The 24,600-nt window shown below is 75.1% G+C and carries 19 protein-coding genes; 14 read left to right on the forward strand and 5 right to left on the reverse strand.

Going from position 1 to position 24,600, the window contains the following annotated elements; translation table 11 throughout:
- The first annotated feature begins 6 nt into the window (after positions 1-6).
- The 4 genes from ACGF07_RS30720 (at position 7) to ACGF07_RS30735 (ending at position 4,367) form a co-directional block, all read left to right on the forward strand.
- Positions 7-1,311: a M50 family metallopeptidase gene (locus ACGF07_RS30720; protein WP_392904045.1), complete on the forward strand. Its 1,305-nt coding sequence runs from the start codon at positions 7-9 to the stop codon at positions 1,309-1,311.
- 178 nt (positions 1,312-1,489) lie between these two features.
- Positions 1,490-2,650 carry a flavodoxin-dependent (E)-4-hydroxy-3-methylbut-2-enyl-diphosphate synthase gene (gene ispG, locus ACGF07_RS30725; protein ID WP_207813195.1) on the forward strand — a complete coding sequence of 387 codons (1,161 nt, stop codon included), beginning with the start codon at positions 1,490-1,492 and terminating at the stop codon, positions 2,648-2,650.
- Positions 2,651-2,827: 177 nt separating this feature from the next.
- Complete coding sequence (locus tag ACGF07_RS30730; protein WP_392904047.1) at positions 2,828-3,721, forward strand: GNAT family N-acetyltransferase; 894 nt, start codon at positions 2,828-2,830, stop codon at positions 3,719-3,721.
- 88 nt (positions 3,722-3,809) lie between these two features.
- Positions 3,810-4,367, forward strand: coding sequence for a GNAT family N-acetyltransferase (locus ACGF07_RS30735; protein WP_392904049.1), 558 nt, complete (start codon positions 3,810-3,812; stop codon positions 4,365-4,367).
- A gap of 42 nt (positions 4,368-4,409) precedes the next feature.
- On the opposite strand, the gene ACGF07_RS30740 is transcribed toward ACGF07_RS30735, so the two are convergent.
- The gene (locus tag ACGF07_RS30740; protein WP_392904052.1) at positions 4,410-5,363 is read right to left on the reverse strand and encodes an aminoglycoside phosphotransferase family protein; all 954 of its coding nucleotides are present in this window, start codon (positions 5,361-5,363) and stop codon (positions 4,410-4,412) included.
- Positions 5,364-5,477: 114 nt separating this feature from the next.
- On the reverse strand, positions 5,478-6,521 hold the full coding sequence (locus tag ACGF07_RS30745; RefSeq protein WP_392904083.1) for a DUF4439 domain-containing protein: 1,044 nt from the start codon (positions 6,519-6,521) through the stop codon (positions 5,478-5,480).
- Positions 6,522-6,814: 293 nt separating this feature from the next.
- Between ACGF07_RS30745 and rimP the strand changes: the two genes are divergently transcribed.
- The 10 genes from rimP (at position 6,815) to ACGF07_RS30795 (ending at position 20,051) form a co-directional block, all read left to right on the forward strand.
- Complete coding sequence (rimP, locus tag ACGF07_RS30750) at positions 6,815-7,372, forward strand: ribosome maturation factor RimP (RefSeq protein ID WP_392904054.1); 558 nt, start codon at positions 6,815-6,817, stop codon at positions 7,370-7,372.
- Between the two features lie 55 nt (positions 7,373-7,427).
- Positions 7,428-8,429, forward strand: coding sequence for a transcription termination factor NusA (gene nusA, locus ACGF07_RS30755; RefSeq protein ID WP_350746993.1), 1,002 nt, complete (start codon positions 7,428-7,430; stop codon positions 8,427-8,429).
- Between the two features lie 126 nt (positions 8,430-8,555).
- On the forward strand, positions 8,556-8,798 hold the full coding sequence (locus tag ACGF07_RS30760) for a YlxR family protein (protein ID WP_350746996.1): 243 nt from the start codon (positions 8,556-8,558) through the stop codon (positions 8,796-8,798).
- Between the two features lie 230 nt (positions 8,799-9,028).
- Positions 9,029-12,136, forward strand: a complete 3,108-nt coding sequence (gene infB / locus ACGF07_RS30765) for a translation initiation factor IF-2 (RefSeq protein ID WP_392904057.1) — start codon at positions 9,029-9,031, stop codon at positions 12,134-12,136.
- Between the two features lie 136 nt (positions 12,137-12,272).
- Positions 12,273-12,566 (forward strand): DUF503 domain-containing protein, encoded by a 294-nt coding sequence (locus ACGF07_RS30770; protein ID WP_392904059.1) that lies wholly within the window; start codon positions 12,273-12,275, stop codon positions 12,564-12,566.
- A 152-nt stretch (positions 12,567-12,718) separates the two neighbouring features.
- Entirely contained in the window at positions 12,719-13,162 is a 444-nt protein-coding gene (gene rbfA / locus ACGF07_RS30775; protein WP_350748438.1) for a 30S ribosome-binding factor RbfA, read from the forward strand.
- Between the two features lie 2 nt (positions 13,163-13,164).
- Complete coding sequence (locus ACGF07_RS30780; protein ID WP_350748435.1) at positions 13,165-14,268, forward strand: bifunctional oligoribonuclease/PAP phosphatase NrnA; 1,104 nt, start codon at positions 13,165-13,167, stop codon at positions 14,266-14,268.
- Positions 14,269-14,309: 41 nt separating this feature from the next.
- Complete coding sequence (gene truB / locus ACGF07_RS30785; protein ID WP_392904062.1) at positions 14,310-15,239, forward strand: tRNA pseudouridine(55) synthase TruB; 930 nt, start codon at positions 14,310-14,312, stop codon at positions 15,237-15,239.
- Between the two features lie 226 nt (positions 15,240-15,465).
- Positions 15,466-19,041, forward strand: a complete 3,576-nt coding sequence (locus tag ACGF07_RS30790; RefSeq protein WP_392904065.1) for a serine protease — start codon at positions 15,466-15,468, stop codon at positions 19,039-19,041.
- Positions 19,042-19,106: 65 nt separating this feature from the next.
- Complete coding sequence (locus ACGF07_RS30795; protein WP_350748427.1) at positions 19,107-20,051, forward strand: bifunctional riboflavin kinase/FAD synthetase; 945 nt, start codon at positions 19,107-19,109, stop codon at positions 20,049-20,051.
- A gap of 54 nt (positions 20,052-20,105) precedes the next feature.
- On the opposite strand, the gene ACGF07_RS30800 is transcribed toward ACGF07_RS30795, so the two are convergent.
- The 3 genes from ACGF07_RS30800 to eccE form a co-directional block, all read right to left on the reverse strand.
- Complete coding sequence (locus tag ACGF07_RS30800) at positions 20,106-22,349, reverse strand: MinD/ParA family protein (RefSeq protein ID WP_392904067.1); 2,244 nt, start codon at positions 22,347-22,349, stop codon at positions 20,106-20,108.
- 130 nt (positions 22,350-22,479) lie between these two features.
- Entirely contained in the window at positions 22,480-23,247 is a 768-nt protein-coding gene (locus ACGF07_RS30805) for a hypothetical protein (protein ID WP_392904069.1), read from the reverse strand.
- On the reverse strand, positions 23,247-24,506 hold the full coding sequence (gene eccE, locus ACGF07_RS30810) for a type VII secretion protein EccE (RefSeq protein WP_392904071.1): 1,260 nt from the start codon (positions 24,504-24,506) through the stop codon (positions 23,247-23,249). The genes ACGF07_RS30805 and eccE overlap by 1 nt, the downstream gene beginning before the upstream one ends.
- Between the last annotated feature and the right edge of the window lie 94 nt (positions 24,507-24,600).

Raw genomic sequence — 24,600 nt, forward strand, 5'->3', positions numbered from 1 at the left:
CCAGCGGTGGCAACGGTTTTGACGGTGGTCGGCATCCTGGTCTTCGTGGTCGGGCTGCTCGTCTCGATCGCCTGGCACGAGCTCGGCCACCTCTCCACGGCCAAGCTCTTCGGCATCCGGGTGCCGCAGTACATGGTCGGCTTCGGCCCGACCCTGTGGTCGCGCCGGAAGGGCGAGACCGAGTACGGCATCAAGGCGATCCCGTTCGGCGGGTACATCCGGATGATCGGGATGTTCCCGCCGGGCGAGGACGGCCGGATCACCAAGCGCAGCAGTTCGCCGTGGCGGACCATGATCGAGGACGCCCGCGAGGCCTCCTACGAGGAGTTGCAGGAGGGCGACGAGGACCGGCTGTTCTACACCCGCAAGCCCTGGAAGCGGATCATCGTCATGTTCGCCGGGCCGTTCATGAACCTGGTCCTGGCGTTCGGACTGTTCCTGACCGTGATGATGGGCTTCGGCGTCTCGATGCCCGTGCCCACCATCGGCTCGGTCGCGGCGTGCGTCGTCAAGGCCGGCCAGCCCACCGACACCTGCCCCGCCGACGCGCCGAAGACCCCGGCCAACGAGGTCGGCCTGCGCCAGGGCGACAAGGTGCTCTCCTTCGACGGCGACCGGATCCGCGACTACGACCAGCTCCAGGCGGACATCCGGAAGTCGCCCGGCAAGCAGGTGGAGATCGTCGTGGAGCGCGGCGGTCAGCAGCTCACCTTCAAGCCCACCATCGCGGTCAACGACGTGCAGAAGTACGACGGCGACGGCGTGCCGCTGAAGGGCCAGACCGTCCAGGCGGGCTTCCTCGGATTCACTCCCAAGAGGGACACCGTCCAGCAGACCTTCGGGCAGTCCGTCGACCGCATGACCGACATGGCCGCGAACGGCGTCAAGTCGCTGGCCGCCCTGCCCGGCAAGATCCCCGGCCTCTGGAACGCCGTCGTGGGCGACGCCCCGCGCGACCCCGACTCGCCGATCGGCATGGTCGGCGCGGCGCGGGTCAGCGGCGAGGTGTTCTCCCTCGACGAGTCCGCCGCCCAGCGGGTCGCGATCTTCGTGAACCTGCTGGCCGGCATCAACCTGTCGCTCTTCCTGTTCAACATGCTGCCGCTGCTCCCGCTGGACGGCGGCCACATCGCCGGCGCGGCCTGGGAGGCCGTCCGCCGCCGCATCGCCCGGCTGTTCCGACGTCCCGATCCGGGCCCCTTCGACGTCGCCAAGCTGATGCCGGTGGCGTACGTCGTGGCGAGCGTCTTCATCGGGTTCACCCTGCTGGTGATGGTGGCCGACCTGGTCAATCCGGTGAAGATCAGCTAGGGCCGGTCCTCGGACCCCCGTCCCCCGCCCGGAGTGCGTTCGGGTACGGCGGGTGTGCTGGCGGCCCTGACCGTGCCGTACCGTGGAGGCCGGGTGCGCGATCGTCAGCGCGCCCGGCCTCGGCCGTCCCAGCGGCCGGGCGGTCGACCACACCTCAACCCCGGGGAACCCTGCGCACATGACCGCGATCTCGCTCGGTATTCCGTCCCTGCCGCTCAAGCCGCTGGCCAAGCGCCGGTACTCCCGGCAGATCATGGTCGGCAACGTTCCGGTCGGCGGTGACGCCCCCGTCTCGGTGCAGTCGATGACCACCACCGTCACCTCGGACATCAACGCCACGCTGCAGCAGATCGCCCAGCTCACCGCGTCCGGCTGCCAGATCGTCCGGGTCGCCGTCCCCTCCCAGGACGACGCCGACGCCCTGCCGATCATCGCCAAGAAGTCGCAGATCCCGGTGATCGCCGACATCCACTTCCAGCCGAAGTACGTCTTCGCGGCGATCGACGCCGGCTGCGCGGCCGTGCGCGTCAACCCGGGCAACATCAAGGCCTTCGACGACAAGGTCGGCGAGATCGCCAAGGCCGCCAAGGACGCCGGGGTGCCGATCCGGATCGGCGTCAACGCCGGCTCCCTCGACAAGCGGCTGCTGGAGAAGTACGGCAGGGCCACCCCGGAGGCGCTGGTCGAGTCCGCGCTGTGGGAGTGCTCGCTGTTCGAGGAGCACGACTTCCGCGACATCAAGATCTCAGTCAAGCACAACGACCCGGTCGTGATGATCCAGGCCTACCGGCAGCTCGCCGCCGCCTGCGACTACCCGCTGCACCTCGGCGTGACCGAGGCCGGACCGGCCTTCCAGGGCACCATCAAGTCCGCGGTCGCCTTCGGCGCGCTGCTCGCCGAGGGCATCGGCGACACCATCCGGGTCTCGCTCTCGGCCCCGCCGGCCGAGGAGATCAAGGTCGGCACCCAGATCCTGGAGTCCCTCGGGCTGCGCCAGCGCGGGCTGGAGATCGTCTCCTGCCCGTCCTGCGGCCGCGCCCAGGTCGACGTCTACAAGCTCGCCGAGGAGGTCACCGCCGGCCTGGAGGGCATGGAGGTGCCGCTCCGCGTCGCCGTCATGGGCTGCGTGGTGAACGGCCCGGGCGAGGCCCGCGAGGCCGACCTCGGGGTCGCCTCCGGCAACGGCAAGGGGCAGATCTTCGTCAAGGGGCAGGTGATCAAGACCGTTCCCGAGTCGAAGATCGTCGAGACCCTGATCGAGGAGGCGCTCAAGCTCGCCGAGCAGATGCAGGAGGAGGGCGTCGAGGCCGGTTCGCCGACCGTCGTCGCCGCCGAGTGACCGCCGTTCGACCCGATCGCCGGCTCCGGCCCGTCCGGATCCCGCCCGGGTCGAACGCGACTGCAGCGCAGTTTTCCGGAAGCGGGGCCGTCCGTTCGCGGACGGCCCCGCAGCCGTAGCCGGGTGGGGCCACGGAGTAGGGTGCGGCCAGAGTCGTCTCAGTGAGGTGCGGTCTCGATGCTCGACCGAGGTGTGATTCTCCCCAGCTCCTTCCAGGTAGCCCGGGCCCTGGCCGCCACCCGCGTGCTGGAACCCCCCGACCTCGCGGACGCCCTGGAGGTCCTCCACCGCGACCCGGTCGCCAACGCCTTCGTCGCCACCCGGGTCGAGTCCGTCGGGCTGGACCCCTGGCGGCTCGGCGGGGAGATCTGGGGCTGGTACGACCGCGACGGTTCGCTAAAATCCCTCTGCTACGCGGGTGCGAACCTCGTCCTGGTCAACGCCGGACCGCAGGCCGTCGCGGCCTTCGCCGAACGGGCCCGGCGCCAGGGGCGGCGCTGCTCCTCGATCGTGGGGCCGGCCGAGGCGACCGCCTCCTTCTGGGCGCTGCTGGAGCGCAGTTGGGGACCGGCCCGTGAAGTCCGGGCCCACCAGCCGCTGTTGGCGACCTCCACGCCGTCGGCGGAGATCGCACCGGACCCGCTGGTGCGCAGGGTGCGGCGCAACGAGGTCGAGACGCTGATGCCCGCGTGCGTGGCGATGTTCACCGAGGAGGTGGGGGTGTCGCCGCTGGCGGGGGACGGCGGGCTCCTCTACCAGGCCCGGGTGGCCGAACTCGTCTCCACCGGGCGGTCGTTCGCACGGTTCTCGGACGACGGGCAGGTGGTGTTCAAGGCGGAGATCGGCGCGGTGACGGAGGGGGCCTGCCAGATCCAGGGGGTCTGGGTGGCGCCCGAGTACCGGGGGCAGGGTCTGTCCGAGACCGGGATGGCGGCGGTGCTGGACATCGCGTTGCGGGAGGTGGCGCCGGTGGTCTCGCTGTACGTCAACGACTTCAACCTGCGGGCGAGGGCGGCGTACCGGCGGGTGGGGTTCCGCGAGGTCGGGGCGTTCATGAGCGTGCTGTTCTGAGGGTTCCCCGGGCCGTGCCCGCGGTTCTCCGGGGCCGGGTTCGGATCTTCGGCCGCACCGCCGGGCCGCTGGTAGTAACGTCCGGAGCATGGATCAGCTGACCGGGGTGACGATCGAGGCCATCGACCTTGCGGCCTGGGCGCCGCAGGCGCTGGAGGTCCAGGCGGTGGCGTTCGGGCTCACGCCCGAGGAGGTCACGGTACGGCTGCACATCGTCGGCCGGCACGCCGGGCAGCCCGGGGTGATCGCGTTCGGCGCGATGAGCGCAGGGCGGCTGGTCGGGTTCGGGTACGGGATGCCGAACCGGCGGGAGCACTGGTGGAGCACGGTCATCGAGCCGTACCTGGCCGCCCGGGGCCACGGGGACTGGCTGGACGGGGTGTTCGCGGTCACCGAACTGCACGTGCTGCCGGAGTTCCAGGGGCAGGGCGTCGGGACCGGACTGATCCGGAGGCTGTGCGAGGCGTCGGAGCTGGACCGGAGCATCCTGTCGGCGATCGACGCCGAGACGCCGGCCCGGCGGCTCTACCGGGCGCTGGGCTACCAGGACTTGGCCCGGGCGGTGCGGTTTCCCGCCACGGACCGGCTGTACGCGGTGATGGGAGCGCGGTTGCCGCTGCGGGGCCCCGGCGGCGGGCGGGGCTAGGCAGGCCGGGGGCGCACGGGCCTGCGGGCTCACCGGCTCCCGCTACGAGAGGTGCCCCGCGAACTCCAGGTGGAGTTCGGCGTCCTCCTGGCGGCCCGCGGTGAGCGAGCGGAGGGCCAGGTCCACGGAACGGAAGAGGGTCCAGCCGCGCAGGCGGTCCTCGTCGACGCCGAGGGCGTCGGAGAGCTGGTGGAGCCGGCGGCGGACGGCGGCGGGGGCGCCGGGGGAGCCGAGCAGGGTGTCGGCGCGGTCCAGCGCGAGCCGGGCCAGGTCGTAGGCCCGCTCGCCGGCCAGCGGGCGCGGGTCGATCGCCAGCCAGGGGGCGCGGTCGGCGGCCAGGACGTTGCCGTGGTGGAAGTCGCCGTGCAGGAGGAAGTTCTCGGTGGCGGAGGCGGCCAGGGACTCGGCGGTGGCCAGCGCTTCGGCGATCAGGGGCTGGGCGGCGGTCAGGGATCGGCCGGTCCCTGCGGGGTCTTCGCCGTGTCGGGTGAGCTCGGCGACCCGGGCGGCGGTGTCGGCGACCCGGGCGCTGAGGGTGGGGTAGGGGGCCGGCGGCTCGGGCAGCTCCACCCAGAGGCGGTGCAGCAGGCTGGTGGCCTCCAGCATGGCCTTGGACTCGGCCAGTGAGCGCAGCGGGATCTCGCCGTGGAGGCGCTCCAGCAGGAGGACGCCCTCGGCGGGGTCGGCGTCGAGGAGGAGGACGGCACCCCGGCCGGCCCAGTGGGTGAGGGCGGTGTGCTCGTGGGCGGTCTCGGGGGTGACCAGGCCGGTCTTGAGGACGGCGGGGGAGAGGTCGTCGCGGTGGACGTACGTGATCAGGCTGAGGCTGCCGCCGGGGTCCAGGGTGCGTTCGGGGGTGAGGTTCCAGCGGCTCAGGTGGGCGGCTGCTCGGGCGGGCAGGGTGGTCAGCCACTGGCGGCCCGCCTCGCCGTGGGCGGCGGTGACGCTGTCGGCCAGCCAGGTGGGGACGGGGACGGGGGGCGGGCTTCCCGACATGCCTGGCCTTCCGGTTGGTGGGGTCCTCGGGGCGTGTGTCCATTGTCGGGGATGGCGGGGGATCGGGGGTGGTGGGGCGTGCCGCGGGCGGGGGCCCGGGTGCCGCCGGTGCCGTCAGGGCCGGGGCGTCGCCGCCGTCGGCGTGGGGACGGTTTCCGGGATGCCGGGGAAGGCGGTGTCGGGGGCGCCCCAGCGGCGGGCGCGGAGGGCGCAGTCGCGCAGGGCGGTGGCGGCGGTGGGCCGCTGGGCGGCGGGCAGGGCGGCGACCAGGTCGGCGTAGACGGCGCTGAGCCGGGTTTCGAGGTGGGCGGCGAGTCTGGTGGCGGCGGGGGCGTCGGTGACCGGGAAGGGCAGCTGGTAGCCGCCGGCGGCCGGGGTGGGGGTGGCGCCGAGGGCGGTGAGGAGGCGCTGCCAGGCGTCGCGCTGGGCCTGGTGGGCGGCGTGGGCGGTGCGGGCGTCGGCGCGCGGCCGGTCCTCGGACAGGTGGGCGCCGACGACGCCGTAGCCGTACACGGCGGCGTGCTCGGCGCCGAGGGCGTTCTGCAGGGCCGGTACGGAGTCGGTGCCCGGGGTGGAGCCGGTGCCCGGGGCGGCGGGCGTCGGGGCGGTGGTGCCGGCGGGCTGGTCGATGCCCTGGTCGGTCGGGTCCAGGGCGGTGGCGTGCAGGGTGTTGGCGGCGGCGACGGAGGCGAGCAGCCGGGCCAGCGGCGGCCGGGCGGCGCCGAGCTCGGCGAGGCGGGACTGGGCGGTCCGGCGCTCCAGGGCGGCCAGGGCGGCCGGGGTGGCCGGGGCGGCTGGGGTGGTGGTCGCGGTGGGGGTGGCGTTCGCCGCGGGGGTGGTGGCGGCCGAGGTCGGCGGCACCGAGGCGGCGGGGACGCCGTAGGCGAGCGCGGCGCGGTGCTGGGCGGTCTCGGCCCGGAGGGGCTGGAGCAGGGCGGTCCGGGCGTCCGGGGCGGCGAGGGCACTGCCGTACGCGGCCAGCAGGGTGTCGGTGGCGGCGAGGGCGCGCAGGCGGACGGCGAGGTCCGGGTCGGGGCCGGGGCGCCGGTTGCCGGGCACCACATCGCCGTCGGGGTCGCCGCCGGGGGAGCCGGTGCAGGCGCTGGTGAGGGTGATCAGCCCGAGGGCCAGGAAGGTCCGTCGGCTGGGCGGCTGCATCGAGGTCACTCCGGGGCGGGTACGGGAGGACGGCCTCCCCGCCTGCCCTCGTCGGCCTGAATCTTCGCAGAACCCCCACGATCGCGGGCGGCGGCCCGGGCCGGGCGGGCGGATGTGACCTTGCTCGCAGTGGGTGGCGTCCGACCGGTCGGTGGTGGTCCGGAATCGGTGGTTGGGTGCTTCACCGGCTAGGCTTTGGGCCGAGCTGCCGTGACCCGGTGTGCGCCCCTGCGGCGCGGAGGGCGCGGGGCGACCTTCCGACAACAGCAGACGCGGCCGAGGAGTCCACCCGGATGAGCACCACCCACACCGACCGGCTGCGCGCGTTGCTCGAGCCGCTGGCCGCCCAGGCCGGACTGGACCTGGAGGACGTCAAGGTCACCAAGGCGGGGAGCCGCCGGCAGGTGCAGATCGACGTCGACACCGACGGCGGCGTGGACATGGACACCATCGCCGAGTTCAGCCGGGTGGTCGGCGAGGCCCTGGACGCGTCCGACGTGATGGGCGACGAGCCCTACCTGCTGGAGGTCGGTTCGCCGGGTGCGGAGCGTCCCCTGGTCCTGCCGCGGCACTGGCAGCGTGCGGAGGGCCGGCTGGCCGCCATCCACCTGGTCGACGGCGGGGAGATCGTCGCCCGGGTGCTGGAGGCGGACGAGGACGGCGCGCTGGTCGAGGTGCAGCCGGTGAAGGGGCGCGGCCGCCCGAAGGAACGCCGTCTGGAGTACGGCGAGGTGGCCCGGGCGCGGGTCCAGGTGGAGTTCAACCGCAAGGACGACGAGAAGCTCCTGGACGAGGCCGCCGACTTCGACGACGCCGCCGACTCCGACGAGGGGGACGACGGCACCGAGTGAGCCCCGGCCGCCGTACGACCATCATGAACGTGACGAAAGACGAGGAGGCGTAGCCGTGGACATCGACATGAGTGCCCTGCGCACGCTGGTCAACGAGAAGAACATCCCCTTCGACCTGCTGGTCGAGTCCATCGAGTCCGCCCTCCTCACCGCGTACCACCGCACCGAGGGCTCGCGCCGCCGGGCCCGGGTGCACCTGGACCGCAAGAGCGGCCACGTCACCGTGTGGGCCATGGAGGACCCGGCGGAGCTGGACGAGGGGGTCGAGCCGAAGGAGTTCGACGACACCCCGAGCGGCTTCGGCCGGATCGCGTCCAGCATCGGCATCCAGGTGATGATGCAGCGCCTGCGCGACGCCGCCGACGACCAGACCTTCGGCGAGTACGCGGGCAAGGAGGGCGACATCGTCACCGGTGTCGTCCAGCAGGGCAACGACCCGAAGAACGTGCTGGTCGACATCGGCAAGCTGGAGGCCATCCTGCCGCCGCAGGAGCAGGTCCCGGGCGAGGACTACCGGCACGGCACCCGCCTGAAGTGCTACGTGGTGGCGGTGCGCCGCGGGGTCCGCGGGCCGTCGGTCACGCTGTCGCGCACCCACCCGAACCTGGTCAAGAAGCTGTTCGCGCTGGAGGTCCCGGAGATCGCGGACGGCAGCGTGGAGATCGCCGCGATCGCCCGTGAGGCCGGCCACCGGACCAAGATCGCGGTCTGGTCGCGCCGCGCCGGGCTGAACGCCAAGGGCGCCTGCATCGGTCCGATGGGCTCCCGGGTGCGCGCCGTGATGGGCGAGCTGCACGGCGAGAAGATCGACATCGTGGACTGGTCCGAGGACCCGCGCGAGATGGTGGCCGCCGCGCTGTCCCCCGCACGGGTGACCAGCGTGGAGATCGTGGATGCCGCCCAGCGCTCCGCGCGGGTGATCGTTCCGGACTACCAGCTGTCGCTGGCGATCGGCAAGGAGGGGCAGAACGCCCGCCTGGCCGCGCGTCTGACCGGCTGGCGGATCGACATCCGGCCGGACACCGAGGGCCAGACCGAGGAATCCCCGGCCCAGTAGTCAGTGTTGTCCTGAGCGTCCCCGCGGTCCTCCGGGATCAGCGGGGCGGCGCCATGTCGCTTCGGAGGGGTAGACTTGCCTTCGTCTGGCCGGACGCATGTCCGAGCACGCCCGGAACGCACCTGCGTGGGCTGCCGCAAGCGCGCGGCCAAGCACCAGCTGTTGCGTGTCACGGCGGTCGAGGGCGTCTGCGTCCCCGATCCCCGTGGCGCACTCCCGGGCCGGGGCGCACACCTGCACCCCGATCCGGCCTGCCTCGACCTCGCGGTCCGCCGTCGGGCGTTCCCCCGGGCCTTCCGGCTCCAGGGCGCGCTCGACACGGAGCGGCTCCGCGAGTTCATCGAGGAGCGGGCGGGCGGGGCCTCCTAGTCGGGCCGCCTCCCGCGACAGCCGCCGCCCAGCGCGGCGGAGAACCACCGCAACAAGCACGGCGTGCGGGCAGCCGCGCGCCGCGCCACCAGTCAGGTACCTCGCGATGTGGAAGTAGGTCGAGATTGCGATGAGCACTCGATGAGTACGCGATGAGTACGCGATGGGTACGCCCATGAAGTAGCGACAGTCCGGCGGACGAGACCCCCGGACTCATAGACAGGAGTGAAGTGGCTAAGGTCCGGGTTTATGAACTCGCCAAGGAGCTTGGCTTGGAGAGCAAGGCCGTGATGGCCAAGCTGACCGAGCTCGGTGAGTTCGTCCGTTCGGCGTCCTCGACGATCGAGGCGCCGGTCGTGCGCAAGCTGACTGACGCGCTTGGAGTGGCCCCCACCGGTGGTGGCGCCAAGCCTGGCCCGCGGAAGACCGCGGCGCCCCAGCCCGCGGCACCTGCCGCGGGTGCACCCAAGCCGGGTGCCCCGACCCCGGGTCCGCGCCCCGCCGCGGCCCCCGGTCCCCGTCCGACCCCGGCCGCCGCGGCTCCCTCCGCGCCGGCCGCCCCCGCCGCCCCGCGTTCGGGCGCGCCGACCCCGGGCCCGCGCCCGGCCGCGCGTCCCGCCGCCCCGGCGGCCCCGGCCGCGCCCGCGGCCGAGTTCTCCTCGCCGGCTCCGGCCGAGGCCCCGCGCCCGGCCGCCCAGGCCCCGCGTCCGGCCGGTCAGGCCGGCAGCGGTGCCCGTCCGGGCCCGCGTCCGGCCGGCCCGCGTCCGGGCAACAACCCGTTCACCTCGGGCAGCGCGACCGGCATGGCCCGCCCCGGCGACCGCCGTCCGGGCGCGCCGGGTGCCCGTCCGGGTGCTCCGGGCGCGCAGGGCGGCGACCGTCCGCGCCCCGGTGGCGACCGTCCGCGTCCGGCCGGTGCGCCGGGTGCCGGTGCGCCGCGTCCGGGTGGTGACCGTCCGCGTCCGGCCGGTGCGCCGGGTGCCGGTGCGCCGCGTCCGGGTGGTGACCGTCCGCGTCCGGCCGGTGCGCCGGGTGCCGGTGCGCCGCGTCCGGGTGGTGCCCCCCGTCCCGACGGCATGCCGCGTCCGGCCGCGCCGCGTCCCGGCGGGCCGACCCCGTCCGGCATGCCGCGTCCGAACCCGGGCATGATGCCGCAGCGTCCGGCCGGCCCGCGTCCGGGCCCGGGTGGCCGTGGTCCGGGTGGCCCCGGCGGCCGTCCGGCAGGTCCCGGCGGCGGCGCCCGTCCCGGCTTCCAGGGCCGTCCGGCCGGTCCGGGCTCGCGTCCGGCCGGTGGCGGCTTCGGCGGCCCGCGTCCGGGTGGCGGTGCTCCCGGTGGTGGCGGCGGCTTCGGCGGCCCGCGCCCCGGTGGCTTCGGTGGTCGTCCCGGCGGCCCGGGTGCCCGTGGTGGCACGCAGGGCGCCTTCGGTCGTGGCCCGGGCGGTCGCCCGGCTCGCGGTCGCAAGTCGAAGCGGGCGAAGCGCCAGGAGTACGAGGCCATGCAGGCCCCGTCCGTCGGCGGTGTGATGCTCCCTCGCGGCAACGGCCAGACCGTTCGCCTGTCGAGCGGCGCCTCGCTGATGGACTTCGCGGAGAAGATCAACGCCAACCCGGCCGCGCTCGTCTCCGTCATGTTCAACCTCGGTGAGATGGTCACCGCGACGCAGTCGGTCTCCGACGCGACGCTGCAGCTGCTCGCCGACGAGATGGGCTTCCAGCTGGAGATCGTCAGCCGGGAGGACGAGGACCGCGAGCTGCTGGAGTCGTTCGACATCGACTTCGGTGCCGACGAGGGCGGCGACGAGCACCTCGCCCCGCGCCCGCCGGTGGTCACCGTCATGGGTCACGTCGACCACGGTAAGACCCGCCTGCTGGACGCCATCCGCAAGTCCAACGTGGTGGCCGGCGAGGCCGGTGGCATCACCCAGCACATCGGTGCCTACCAGGTGGTCACCGAGGTGAACGGCGAGCAGCGTCCGATCACCTTCCTGGACACCCCGGGTCACGAGGCGTTCTCCGCCATGCGTGCCCGTGGTGCCAAGTCCACCGACATCGCGATCCTGGTGGTCGCGGCCAACGACGGTGTCATGCCGCAGACGGTCGAGGCGCTGAACCACGCCAAGGCCGCCGGTGTGCCGATCGTGGTCGCCGTCAACAAGATCGACGTCGAGGGCGCCGACCCGACGAAGGTCCGCGGTCAGCTGACCGAGTTCGGCCTGGTGGCCGAGGAGTACGGCGGCGACACCATGTTCGTCGACATCTCCGCGCGCCAGGGCCTGAACATCGACCAGCTGCTGGAGGCCGTGGTCCTGACCGCGGACGCCTCGCTGGACCTGCGGGCCAACCCCGAGCAGGACGCGCAGGGTATCGCCATCGAGGCGCACCTGGACAAGGGCCGCGGCGCCATGGCTACCGTGCTGGTGCAGCGCGGTACGCTCCGCGTCGGCGACTCGATCGTCGTGGGCGACGCCTACGGCCGCGTCCGCGCGATGCTGGACGAGAACGGCAACAGCCTCACCGAGGCCGGCCCGTCCCGCCCGGTGCTGCTGCTCGGTCTGACCTCGGTGCCCCGCGCCGGCGACAGCTTCATCGTCGTCGACGAGGACCGCACCGCCCGTCAGATCGCCGAGAAGCGCTCGGCCCGCGACCGCAACGCCGCCTTCGCGCAGCGTCGGGTCCGGGTGTCCCTGGAGGACCTGGACAAGGCCATCGCCGCCGGCTCCATCGAGCAGCTCAACCTCATCATCAAGGGTGACGTCTCCGGTTCGGTCGAAGCCCTCGAGGACGCCCTCGTCAAGCTGGACGTGGGCGAGGAGGTCGAGCTCCGGGTCCTGCACCGCGGTGTGGGTGCCATCACCGAGTCCGACGTGGACCTGGCGATGGGCTCGGACGCCATCATCATCGGCTTCAACGTGCGCGCCGAAGGCCGTGCGCGGACCGCGGCCGAGAAGGAAGGCGTGGACGTCCGGTACTACTCGGTCATCTACCAGGCGATCGAGGAGATCGAGAACGCCCTCAAGGGCATGCTCAAGCCGGAGTACGAGGAGGTGCGCCTCGGCGCCGCGGAGATCCGCGAGGTCTTCCGCTCCTCCAAGTTCGGCAACATCGCCGGTGTCCTGGTCCGCGAGGGCCTCATCCGCCGCAACGCCAAGGCCCGCCTGCTGCGCGACGGCAAGGTCGTGGCGGAGAACCTCTCGATCGAGGGTCTGCGCCGCTTCAAGGACGACGCGACCGAGGTCCGCGAGGGCTTCGAGGCCGGTGTGACCCTGGGGTCGTTCAACGACATCAAGGTCGACGACGTCATCGAGACCTACGAGATGCGCGAGAAGCCGCGCGCGTAGTCGCTGGTCACCGGGGCCGGTCGACGGGTGTATTTCCGTCGACCGGCCCCGGTCTCGCTGTGTAGGGTCCTGGTAGACCGGCCCGGTTCCGGGCCGTCCTCCCCGAGGCCTTCCAGGTCGGCGAGACCTGTCACACATGTTCGTGGGAACACTCACCTTCGACCTGCTGCTGGGCGACGTCCACTCGCTCAAGGAGAAGCGTTCGATCGTGCGGCCCATCGTGGCCGAACTGCAGCGCAAGTACAGCGTGTGCGCTGCCGAGACCGGGAACCAGGATCTGCACCGCCGGGCCGAGATCGGCCTCGCGGTGGTGTCCGGCGACGCCGGGTACGTCACCGAGATCCTGGACAGCTGTGAGCGGCTGGTCGCCGGCCGCCCCGAGGTGCAGCTCCTCTCCGCGAGGAGGAGGTACCACAACGACGACGAATGACCGCTGTGGAGGGCGCCGACGGAAGTCGCCGTTCTCACACAGATCAGGAGCCAGAGCGCCCGCAAGGCCGGGCGCGGGCCGGTACTTTGGGGCGTGGGCCCCGACGGGTGGCAGCTCGCCCGGGTACCGGGCCCACTGCACGAGGAGGCAACGTGACCGACACCGCAAGGGCGCGCAAGCTCGCCGACCGCATCCAGGTGGTCGTCGCCCAGACCCTGGAACGGCGGATCAAGGACCCGCGGCTGGGGTTCGTGACCATCACCGACACCCGGGTGACGGGCGACCTGCGCGAGGCCACCGTCTTCTACACCGTCTTCGGTGACGAGACCGAGCGCCAGGCCACCGCGGCCGCGCTGGAGAGCGCCAAGGGCGTGCTCCGCTCCGAGGTCGGCAAGCAGACCGGGGTGCGCTTCACGCCGTCGCTGACCTTCGTCGCGGACGCGCTGCCGGAGAACGCCCGGAACATCGACGACCTGCTCGACCGGGCCCGCACCTCCGACGCCGCGGTGCGCACCCAGGCCGCGGGGGCGACCTACGCCGGAGAGGCGGACCCGTACCGGGTGCCGGCGTCCGAGCGTGACGACGAGGACGAGTAGGCATGGCGGGTGAGCCGGCTCAGGCCGCCTCGCGAGCCGGATCGACCACGGGGGCGTCCTCCACCAGCACGGTGGAGGGTGCCCTCGCGGCGCTCCCGGGGCCGCGCGCCGAGGAGAGCGGTTTCGAGCTGCTCTGGCAGCAGGTGGTGGCGGAGATCGGGCGGGCCCGCTCGATCGACCTGATCTGCCACATCTGCCCGGACGGCGACGCGCTGGGCTCCTCGCTGGCGGCGGCGCTGGCGCTGCGCGGGCTCGGCAAGCAGGTGCGGGTCTCCTTCGGCGACGACCCGCAGATCGTGCCCGAGTCGCTGGCCTTCCTGCCCGGCCAGGAGCTGATCGTGCCGGCCGCCGAGGTGCCGGACGAGCCCGAGCTGGTGCTCTGCTTCGACGTGGCCGCGCAGAGCCGGCTGGGCCTGCTGCACGACAAGGCCTTCGCCGCGCCCGTCCTGGTGGTGTTCGACCACCACGCCTCCAACCCGGGCTTCGGCACCCACCAGCTGATCGACCCGACCGCGCCGGCCACCGCCGTGCTGGTCGACGAGCTGCTGCGGCGGCTGGGCGTCGAGCTCGACCAGGACCTGGCCACCTGCCTGTACACCGGGGTCGCCACCGACACCGGCTCGTTCAAGTACCGGGCCACCACGCCCGCGACCCACGAGCTCGCCGCCCGGCTGCTCGCCACCGGCATCCGGCACGACCTGATCTCCCGGCAGCTGTGGGACACCTCCTCCTTCGGCTACCTCAAGGTGCTCGCGGCCGCGCTCGACCGGGCCGTCTACGAGCCGGACGCGGCCCAGGGGCTGGGCCTGGTGTGGACCTGGGTGCCGTACCAGGACCTGGCGCTGTTCAGCGTCACGGTGGAGGAGATCGAGGGGCTGATCGACATCCTGCGCAGGCCGGCCGAGGCCGAGGTGGCGCTGGTCCTCAAGCAGGACCCGGACGGCACGCTGCGCGGCTCCTCGCGCTCCAAGGGGGCGGTCGACGTCGCCGCCGCCTGTGCCGAGCTGGGCGGCGGGGGGCACGTCTTCGCGGCCGGGTTCAGCGCCCGGGAGGACGTGGCCGCGGTGGTCGAGCGGTTCCGGGCCGCGCTGCGACCGGTACGTTGACCCCTGCTGGGGTTTTCCGAAGTTTTCAGAGAAAGAACTCGATGAAGCGCAAAGGCACCGGCCCGGACGGCCTGGTGATCGTCGACAAGCCCGAGGGCATCACTTCGCACGGCGTGGTCGCCAAGATGCGGTGGCTGGCGGGGACGCGGAAGGTCGGGCACGCCGGCACGCTCGACCCGATGGCCACCGGCGTCCTGGTGATCGGCGTCGAGCGGGCCACCCGGCTGCTCGGCCACCTGATGCTGACCGCCAAGACCTACGAGGCGACCATCCGGCTCGGCCAGACCACCGTCACCGACGACCGGGAGGGCGAGGTCACCTCCTCGACCCCGGCCGACGGCGTCACCCGCGAGGCGATCGACGCCGGGATCGCGGCGCTGACCGGCGAGATCATGCAGGTGCCGTCGAAGGTCAGCGCGATCAAGATCGACGGCAAGCGGTCGTACGCCCGGGTGCGCGAGGGTGAGGACTTCGAACTGGCGGCCCGGCCGACCACGATCCACTCCTTCACCGTGCACGGGCAGCGCGCCGCGGTCGCCGAGGACGGCACGCCGGTGGTCGACCTGGAAGTGACCGTGGAGTGCTCCTCCGGCACCTACATCCGGGCCCTGGCCCGTGACCTCGGTGCCGGGCTGGGCGTCGGCGGGCACCTGACCGCGCTGCGGCGCACCAAGGTCGGGCCGTACGGCGTCGAGTCGGCGCGCACCCTCGAGCAGTTGGAGGCCGCCGTCACCGGCGAGTCCGCCACGGGCCTGGAGGTGCTGCCGATCGCGCAGGCCGCGGCGGCCGCCTTCCCGCGCTGGGACCTGGACGAGGCGTCGGCGCAGAAGCTCTCGCACGGCGCGCGGCTGAAGGCGCCGGGGCTGGGCGTGGACGGACCGATCGCGGTGTTCGGGCCGGACGGGCGCTTCCTGGCCCTGGTCGAGGAGAGGGGCGGGCAGGCGAAGCCCGTGGCGGTGTTCGTCGGCTGAGCCGCCGCCGCAATCGGCGTCACGACCGGTGAAACCCCCTGTCAGGAGTGCGGAGGCTCCTGGCGGGGGGTTTCACCGTTGCGGGTCAATCACTCGAAGAGGCGGCTCACTCGCGCGGGGGAGCGCGAGAGGTGAACGACCGTGGTGAGCGGCGCGTGAGCGGTCGGGCCGCCGCCCCGGCGGGCAGGCTCCCGGCGGCGGGCGAGCGACGGTCGAAGGGGCACACATGCCGGGGTTTCTGGAGGGCGATCCGGGGCGGCACCTGCTGCGGATCCGGGACCTCAACGGGCGGCTGCACGGCTTAGGGTTCGTCGCCGACCCGCACGGCGGCGTGCTGACCGCGCACGAGAGCGTGGCGGGCCTGGGCCGGGTGGTGCTGCACACCCCGGGCGGACAGACCCGGGTGCTCGGCCCGGACTCCGTGGTGCTGCTGCCCGAGCACGGGCTCGCCCTGCTGCGGACCGACGGCGTCGGCGGCCTCCCGGTGCCGCCGCTGCCGGTCGCGGCCGTGGGGGCCGGGCACGAGGTGCTGCTGCCCGCGCTCACCGGGCAGGACGAACGGATCGCCGTGCTGCGCTGCGGGCTGCTGGGAGTCACCGGCGCGGTGTACGGCGGGCACCCCCTGGCCGGGGTGCTGCTGCTGGACGTGCCGGTGGTCGGCGGGGCCGCGGTGCCGCCCGGCTCGCCGGTGCTGGACGCCCGCAGCGGCGCCGTGGTCGCGGTGACCGCGCCCTGCCTGCGCGGCCCGCAGTACGGCGGGGCGCTGCCGGCCGTTCCGGCCGGCGGCGGCAGGGTGGTCGCCGAGGCGCTGGCGGAGGTGCTGGCGCGCAACGCGGCGGCCGTGCCCGCGTACGGTCGGGCGCTCAACCTGGCCGGGGTGCTGCGGCTGACCGCCGCGCAACTGGCCGCCGCCGGGGCCGGTCCGGACCGGGTGGCCGGACTCGCCGCCGACCGGGTGGACCGCCCGGACGGCCTGAGCGGCGATGAGCTGACGGCGACCGTCACCGCGCTGGTCGGCGCCCCCGGCAGCGGGCGCTCCACCGAACTCGCCGCACTGGCCGTCCGCCGCTCCGGCGGTGCCCGGCCGCTGCCCACCCTCTGGCTGCGCGGCGCCGACCTGCGCGCCGACGACCGCTCGCTGGCCGAGCCGGTGGAACGGGCCCTGGCCGCCGCGGCGGCCGAACTCGGGATCCCGGCGCCCGCGCCCGAGCCGGTGGCGGCGCTCTGCGCGGCCGCCGGGCGGCCGCTGCTGGTGGTGCTGGACGGTCCCGAGGAGGCCCCGGCCGACCTGGGGCCGCGCTGGCTGCGCGGCGCCGGGCAGTGGCTCACCGGCTGCGGCGCGCGGCTGCTGACCGCCTGCGGCGAGGAGGTCTGGGAGCGGCTCGCGGCCGAGCCCTGGGGCAGCGGCGCGGACGGCCTGCGGTACCTGGCGGAGCCCGGCCCGGCCGGGGACCTGGCCAGCGCCCCCACCGTCCGGTTGGACGGCGCCGGCCCCGGCGCGCCGAGCCTGGCCGGGCACCGGCTGGGCCCGTTGCCCGCCGAGGCGGCCGAGCGGGTGCGCCGCCGCTACGGGCTGCCGCCGGGCCGCCCGCCCGCCGCCGAGGACGCCCGGCACCCGCTGGCCGTCCGGCTGGCCGGGGAGCTGTGGGCCCAGGGCGTGCACGACCAACCGGTGCGCCGCAGCGAGCTGTTCGGCGCCCACCTGGACCTGCGCTGCCTGCGGGTGGCCCAGCGGCTCGCCGGGGACGGCCGCCCGCGCCGCCCGGGCGCCCACCGCAGGGGCGCCGCCCGGCCCGCCGGGCCGGATCACGGACGGGTGCGGCGCCTCGCCGCGGCGGTGGCCGGGCGGGTGCACGAGGCGGCCCGGCGGATGCTCGGCGGGGAGCCGGGCGGCCTGCGCCGGAGGACCTTCGAGGAGCTGTTCCCGGCCGAGGGCGGGTGGGCCACGGCGGTGCTCGCCGAGGGCCTGTTCGTCCCCGCCGGGCCCGGGTACCGCTTCGCCCACGGCGAGTTCGCCGACTGGCTGCAGGGCCAGCACCTGGACCTGGACGCGGCCCTGCGGCTGCTGCTCGGCGAGGCCGAGGACACCCCGGCCCCGCCCGGCACCGGGACGAACTCCGTGCCCCGGCACCGGATCGGTCCGGTCGCCGCCGCGCTGCGCCGGGTGGCCGAGACCTGGGGCGCCCCCGCTCTCGACCCGTGGCTGCACCGGATCTGGCGCGCCCTGGACCTGCGCCCGCCGGGCAGTGAACCGGCCTGGTGGGCGGCCCGGTTGCTCGTCGCCGGGCTGGCCGCCAGCCCCGACCCGGCCGAACACCGGGCGCTGCTGGAGCAGTTGGCCGGCCGGATCGCGGAGCGGGCCGCGGCGGGGGGCGGGGAGGCGCTGGGCACGACGGCCCGCTTCGGTCCGGCGTTCTGGACCGGCCTCGGCCTGCCCGTCGAAACCGAACTCGCCCTGCTGCGCCGGTTGGTGGTCGCCGACGGCCCGGCGCAGCGCTTCCTCGGCGCGGTGGCCGAACGGCTGCGTGCCGACCCGGTGGCGGTCTTCCCGCTGCTCTGCGCCTGGTTCGACGACCCGCGCCCCCTGCCGGGCCGCTCCGGCGGGAGCGTCGCCGACCTCGCCCACGACCTGCTGTACGTCCACCGGTGGCTCGCCCTGGACGAGTTGGCCGACGCGCTGGCCGACGCCGCGCACCCGAGGGCGGACGCCCTGCTGACCGTGCTCGCCGCCGAGGAGCCGTCCGCGCTGTGCCGTGCGGTGGACCGCTGGAGCCACGACCGGCGGCCCGAACGGCACGTCGCGGCCGCCGTGCACGCGCTGCGGACGGCGCCGTACGCGGCCGGCGCCGGGGCCGAGCTGCTGCGGTTCGCCGCGCTGACCCTGCTCGCCCGCGAGGACGAGCCGGGCCTGCACGGCGCCGCGCTGGCCCTGCTGGTCGGGGACGGCGCGTCCAGGGCCGAGCACCTGGACGCCGCGCTGGCCCGCTACCGGGCCGGCGACGACGCCTTCCTCACCCCGTGGGCGCTCGCCCCGGCCCTGGAGAGCGACCCGGAGCCCGTGCTGGCGGCGTTCGCCGACCGGCTGGCGGCCCCCGGTGCGGCCACCGCCGAGACCCTGCGGGTGCTCGCCGACGCCCGGGGCGCGGCGGCCGCCCGGCACGGCGCCGAACTGGCCGCCCGGCTGCTGCGCCGGCAGCCGGAACTCTCCGGGCCGGTCGCCGTCGACTACGTCGGCCGGAAGCTGGCGCGGGCCGCCGTCGACGGCCCGGCGGTCCGGCTGGAGCTGCGGGTGCTGCTCGGCGCCGCGCTGGCCGCCCGTACGGCCTCGGCCCGCCGGCCGTTCGCCGAGGTGCTGTCCGTCCCGGTGGCCGATCCGGCGGCGGACGCGCTGCGCTGCGAACTGCTGGATGCCCTGCTCGCCGCCGAGACCGACCCGGAGGTGCTCACCGCGGCGGTGGCGGGCCTCGCCGAGCACTGCGCGGCCGAGAACCCGGCCCGGGCCCGCGCCGTGCTCGCCCGGGCGACCCCGGGCCTGGCGGACGCGGACGAACTGCTGGTGCGCTGCGCCGGGCGTTCGGCGGCCTTCGCCCAGTTGATCGCCCAGTGGCCGCGGGACGCCGCGCCGACCGCCCCGGACGGCCCCCGACTGGCCCGGATGCGGGCCCTCGTGGCGGCCGGGCGCGATCCGCAGTACGCCGCCGCCGAGGCCGAGCGGACGGTGCCCGTGCGGGCGCCGCGGCCCCCGGCGCCGTCAACCCCCATTCCGGTGCCTGAGCCGGGGCAGGCGCATGGCACGCTATAGGGGTTCGGGTATTGAGCGTTTGAGCGTACCGAGGGTACGCACCGTACGGAACAAGGAGCGGTCGGGTGCAGCGCTGGCGTGGCCTGGAGGAGATCCCCGGTGACTGGGGACGCAGCGTCGTCACCATCGGCTCGTTCGACGGGGTGCACCGTGGACATCAGCTGATCATCGGACGGGCCGTCGAGCGGGCCCGCGAACTCGGCGTCCCCGCCGTCGTGGTGACCTTCGACCCGCACCCGCGCGAGGTGATCCGCCCGGGCAGCCACCCGCCCCTGCTGGCGCCGCACCCGCGCCGGGCGGAGCTGATCGCGGAACTCGGCGTGGACGCCGTCCTGGTCCTGCCGTTCACCACCGCCTTCTCCCAGGAGTCCCCCGAGACCTTCGTCCGGCAGGTCCTGGTGGAGGCGCTGCACGCCAGGCTCGTCATCGAGGGCCCCAACTTCCGCTTCGGCCACCGGGCCGCCGGCGACGTCGCGCTGCTCACCGAGCTGGGCCGGGCGGACGACTTCGAGGTCGAGGTGGTCGACCTCCAGGTGTGCGGCACCGCCGGGGACGGCGAGCCGTTCTCCTCCAGCCTCACCCGCCGCCTGGTCGAGACCGGGGACATGGCCGGGGCGAACGAGGTGCTGGGCCGCCCGCACCGGGTCGAGGGCGTGGTGGTGCGCGGCGCCCAGCGCGGCCGCGAACTGGGCTACCCGACCGCCAACGTGGAGACCGTCCCGCACAGCGCGATCCCGGCCGACGGGGTGTACGCGGGCTGGCTGACGGCCGAGGGCGAGAGGATGCCGGCGGCGATCTCGGTCGGCACCAACCCCACCTTCGACGGCACCGCCCGCACCGTCGAGGCGTACGCCATCGACCGGGTCGGCCTGGACCTGTACGGGCTGCACGTGGCGGTGGACTTCCTCGCCTACCTGCGCGGCATGGAGAAGTTCGACTCCGTCGAGGCGCTGCTGGACCGGATGGCCGACGACGTCAAGCGCGCGCGTGAGCTGACCGACGGGGCCTGACCCCGAGGACGCCGCAGAGCCCGCCGACTCCGTGTCGGCGGGCCCTGCGCCCGTTCACTGCTGTGGGGGTGCCTGCGGCGGGTAGCCGTAGCCGGCCGGCGGGGGCTGGTAGCCGTCCGGCGCGGGCGCCGGCGGCTGGCCCTGGGCGGACGGGTAGCCGTAGCCGGGGCCGGGCTGCGGGGCGCCCTGCTGCGGCGGCCACGGGCCCGGGGCGCCCGGCTGGGGCGGGTAGCCGTACCCGGGCGGGGGCGGCGGCGGCGCCTGGCCGGGCTGCGGCGCCCACGGCGCGCCGGGCGCGGGCTGGGGGGCCTGCGGCTGGTACGGGTGCGGCTGCTGGGCCTGCTGCTGCCAGCCGGCCTGCTGGGCGGCCGCCTGCTGGGCCCGGATGATGTCCTCGCCGACCAGGGTGGCCAGGTCGAAGTACGCCTCGCGGACCTTGGGCCGCATCATGTCGAGGTTGACCTCGGCACCGGCTGCCAGGCTCTCGTCGAAGGGCACCACGACGACGCCGCGGCAGCGGGTCTGGAAGTGGGCGACGATGTCCTCGACCTTGATCATCTTGCTGGTCTCGCGGACCCCGGAGACCACCGTGATGCTGCGCTGCACCAGGTCCGCGTAGCCGTGCGCGGAGAGCCAGTCGAGCGTGGTCGAGGCGCTGGAGGCACCGTCCACGCTCGGGGTGGAGACGATGATCAGCTGGTCGGCGAGGTCCAGGACCCCGCGCATCGCGCTGTACAGCAGGCCGGTGCCCGAGTCGGTCAGGATGATCGGGTACTGGCGCCCCAGCACGTCGATGACCTGCCGGTAGTCCGAGTCGTTGAAGGTGGTCGAGACGGCCGGGTCGACGTCGTTCGCCAGGATCTCCAGGCCCGAGTTCAGGTCCTGCGAGGTGAACTGACGGATGTCCATGTAGCTGCGCAGGTGCGGGATGGCCGTCACCAGGTCGCGGATGGTCGCGCCGGTCTGGCGCTTGACCCGGCGGCCGAGCGTGCCGGCGTCCGGGTTGGCGTCGATCGCGATCACCTTGTCCTGGCGCTCGCTGGCCAGGGTCGCGCCGAGCGCGGTGGTGGTCGTGGTCTTGCCGACGCCGCCCTTGAGGCTGATCACGGCGATCCGGTAGCAGCTCAGCACCGGAGTGCGGATGATCTCCAGCTTGCGGGCCTTCTCGGCCGCCGCGGCCTTGCCGCCGAACTGGAACCGCGGCTGCTGGCGCTGCTGCTTGGGCTGGCTGCGCAGCAGCCGGTCCGAGGACAGCTCGACGGCGGCGGTGTAGCCGAGCGGGGCGCCGTGCGCGGTCTGCTGCGGGGCGGCCGCCTGCTGGAACGCGGCGGGCTGCGGAGCGGCGGCGCCCTGCGGCGGCCAGGGCTGCCCGGGGACCGGCTGCTGCAGCTGGCCGGGCTGGCCGGGCTGGGGCTGGCCGGCGGCCGGCTGCTGGTAGGCGCCGGGCTGCGGCCAGCCGAGCTGGCGCGGGTCCACCGGCGCGGCCTGCGGCTGGACCGGCTGCGGCGGGCCGGGCTGAGCCTGAAGGCCGGGCTGCGGCTGAGCCTGCGGCTGCCCGGCGGCGGGCAGCTGTCCGGCGGCCCACGCCGCCTGGGGGTCCCACGCCGCCTGCGGGCCCTGCGCACCCTGCGGTGCCTGCGGGCCCTGAGGCGCCTGCGGTGCCTGCGGTGCCGCCGGGGGCTGCTGCTGCGCCTGCTGCTGGACGGGCGGCTGCGCCGGATCCTGCGGAGCGAGGGGCTGCCCCGGCTGACCGGCGGCGGACGGCTGCGCCGGGTACGGCTGCGGCGGGCCCGGCTGGGCCACCGCCTCCGCCGCAGGCCAGGCCGCGGCGGGGGCCTGCTGCTCGGGCGCCGCGGCCGGGGCCGTCGCCGGGAAGGGCACGTGCTGCGCCTCGGCCTGGACGGACGGCGCGGGCACACCGGGCGCGGCAGCAGGAGCCGGCTCGGGCGCCGGGCCCGGGACCGGCGGCGGACCCTGCGGCGCAGCCGCAGCCGGAGTCACGGGCGCAGCCGCAGCCGCAGCCGCAGCCGGAGCCGGAGCCGGAGCCGCGCCGGGAGCCTGGGCCGCGCCGGGAGCCTGGGCCTGGGCGGCCGCCTCGGCACCGGGCGCGGGCGCGGGCACGGGCGCGGCGGCCGGGTCGCCCGGAGCGGGGCTGCCGGCCGGCCCACCGCCGGTAGCCGCCGGGGCGTCCGACTGCACGTACCAGGACGGGGGAGTGTAGTCGGGCGCGTCGGACCAGTCGTCGTCGTCCTCCGCCGCGTTGTCGCCGACGTAGACGCCGTCCCGATCGCTGCTCACTAGGGCTCCCTCGTGTTCGCCGCCGCTTGTTCAGCGGTGCCGTTGCCGCAACAAAGACTAGGCCGTACGGCTGCCCCCGATGAAGGCGGCTTCGCTCCGGACCGGTGTCGACCGGCCCGCAACGGCCGGCTCAGTCCATCCGGCGCGGGCCGCCGAGCACCTGCTGTTCGGCCTGTCCGGCCACCGACCGGACGTACTGGCGCCGCATCCGGGTGGCCCAGAGCGTCAGGTCGTCGCCGAGGGTCGGCAGGGCGGCCACGACCTCCGGCGGGAGGGACAGCACCCGGCCGGTCAGCTCCGCCTCCTGCGGGGAGACCCGCTGCACGCCGACCAGGTCGGCGGAGTTCAGCACCCGGGCGGCGTTCGGGCCGAGGTAGGGCAGCAGGGTCAGGGTGGTCTGCCAGGGCGCGGCGGAGAGCCGGCTGCGCGGCGGGCGGGCACCGAGGTCGCGCACCACCAGCACCGGCGAGGCCACCGAGGCGCCCTGCGGGCCGAGCCTGCCGACCTGGTGGACCGTCACGCAGGGCTGTCCGCCGCCGGCGGCCTGCGCGAGCGGCCCCCAGAGCTGCCCGCGCGCGGTCTCCACCACGACCCGGGCACCGACCGCGGCCGCGCGCAGCGCGATGATCTGCGCCGTCCACATGCCGCCGACCAGCACCAGGTCGTAGGCGCTGGGGCGGAACAGCCCGAGCACCGCGGGCAGTCCCTGCGGGTCGACGCCGATGACCACGCCGTCGTCGCCGACCGGGAAGGCCAGCGCCCCGAGGTCGGCGGCCTCCAGCACGTGCTTCTCCCGGCGGGGCCCGCGCAGCCCGAAGCCGGGCAGGATCCGCGGCCGGGGCCGGCGCTGCTCCGCGCCGGGCGTCGGACCGGGGGCGGGGTAGGTCTGGTACGCCATCAGGACGCTCCTCCCAGCGGCAGGGTGGCGAGCATGCCGGGGGCCTGCTCGAGGTCGAGCCGGACCAGGCCGAGCCCGCAGCTCTGCGCCCGCGCCTCGACCTGGCGGCCGACCTGGCCGACCTCGCTCTCGCTGCGTCCGGTCACCCGCAGGTGTCCGCTGACGGTCACCGAGCCGCCGGTGCCGTGCGCGGCGGTCAGGCTGAAGGTGCTGGCCAGTGCCGGGGAGCCGGTGATCAGGTTGACCAGGTCCGGCGCGGCGATCCGGCCGGGGGCGCCGCCCGGGCGGCTCAGCTGCGGCCAGCGGGAGATCCAGTAGGTGGTGTGCCAGCGGTCGTCGATCCGCCAGAAGCGGTTGCCCTCCTGGGTGCGGCGGGTGGTGCCGCCGCCGCTGCCGGTGCCCTGGCGCCCGGCGACCGCGATCGGGTTGGCGCAGGTCGCGATGGCCAGGGCGGCGATCAGCTCCCGCTCGTCCAGCACGGTCGCGTTGAACCCGGCGCTGTTGAGCCGCCCGGCCAGCTGGTCGGTCACACGCTGGAGTGCCTTGCGGGCGCCCTCCTCGCCGCCGCCGCGGGCCCGGACGGCGGTGGCCGCGCGCTCCGGGTCGAGTTTGAGGGCGATCCAGGTCAGCCGCAGTCCGGGGGTGGAGGTGCCGTCCGGCAGCTCGCGGTAGGCGCGGGCGGCCAGCGACTGCTCGGGCAGGTGCGGGGCCGGGGCGGGCTGGGTGTGCTGGACCAGCTGCACCGACTCCAGGGTGATGTCGTCCACGGTGAGCGCCGAGCAGATCACGTCCAGCGGCAGCGGCAGTGCGGTGCGCGCCGGGCGCAGCGGCTGGTCCTTGGCCTGTACGAGCAGCACCGAGCTGAGGAAGGTGCCGTCGCCGACCATGCCGGTCTCCCGGCGGACCGGACGGCCGCCGAACTCCGCCTCGGTGGCGTGGGTGCAGGTGCGCAGCCCCGGTTCGAGTTCCAGCGCGGGGGCCAGGGCCGGGTCGGTGCCGGGCGGCGGCAGCAGCTCCTTCGCCTGCCGGCGGCGGGACTTGAGCGCGGAGCGGACGCGCAGCAGCTCGGGGATGGTGCGGCCGCGCAGCGGGACGAGCGCCAGCACCAGCAGCGCCAGCGAGACCGCGCCGAAGCCGGCCGCGACCGGGCGGCTGATCGTCCAGCCCACCGCGACCAGGGCGACCGCGACCTCGACCAGCACCAGCTGTTGGAGCTTCAGCCGCCCGCCGAGCAGCCCCGGGCGAGGGTTGACGCGCACCTGGACGGGGCCGCCGGCCGTCGGCGGACGGCCGGCCGCGGCCTCGACGGCCGGCCCGCGCCGGGCCCGGCCGGACCGGCGCGACCTCCCGTCG

Origin of the sequence: Kitasatospora sp. NPDC048194 (assembly GCF_043202455.1) — a bacterium.
Classification (GTDB): Bacteria; Actinomycetota; Actinomycetes; order Streptomycetales; family Streptomycetaceae; genus Kitasatospora.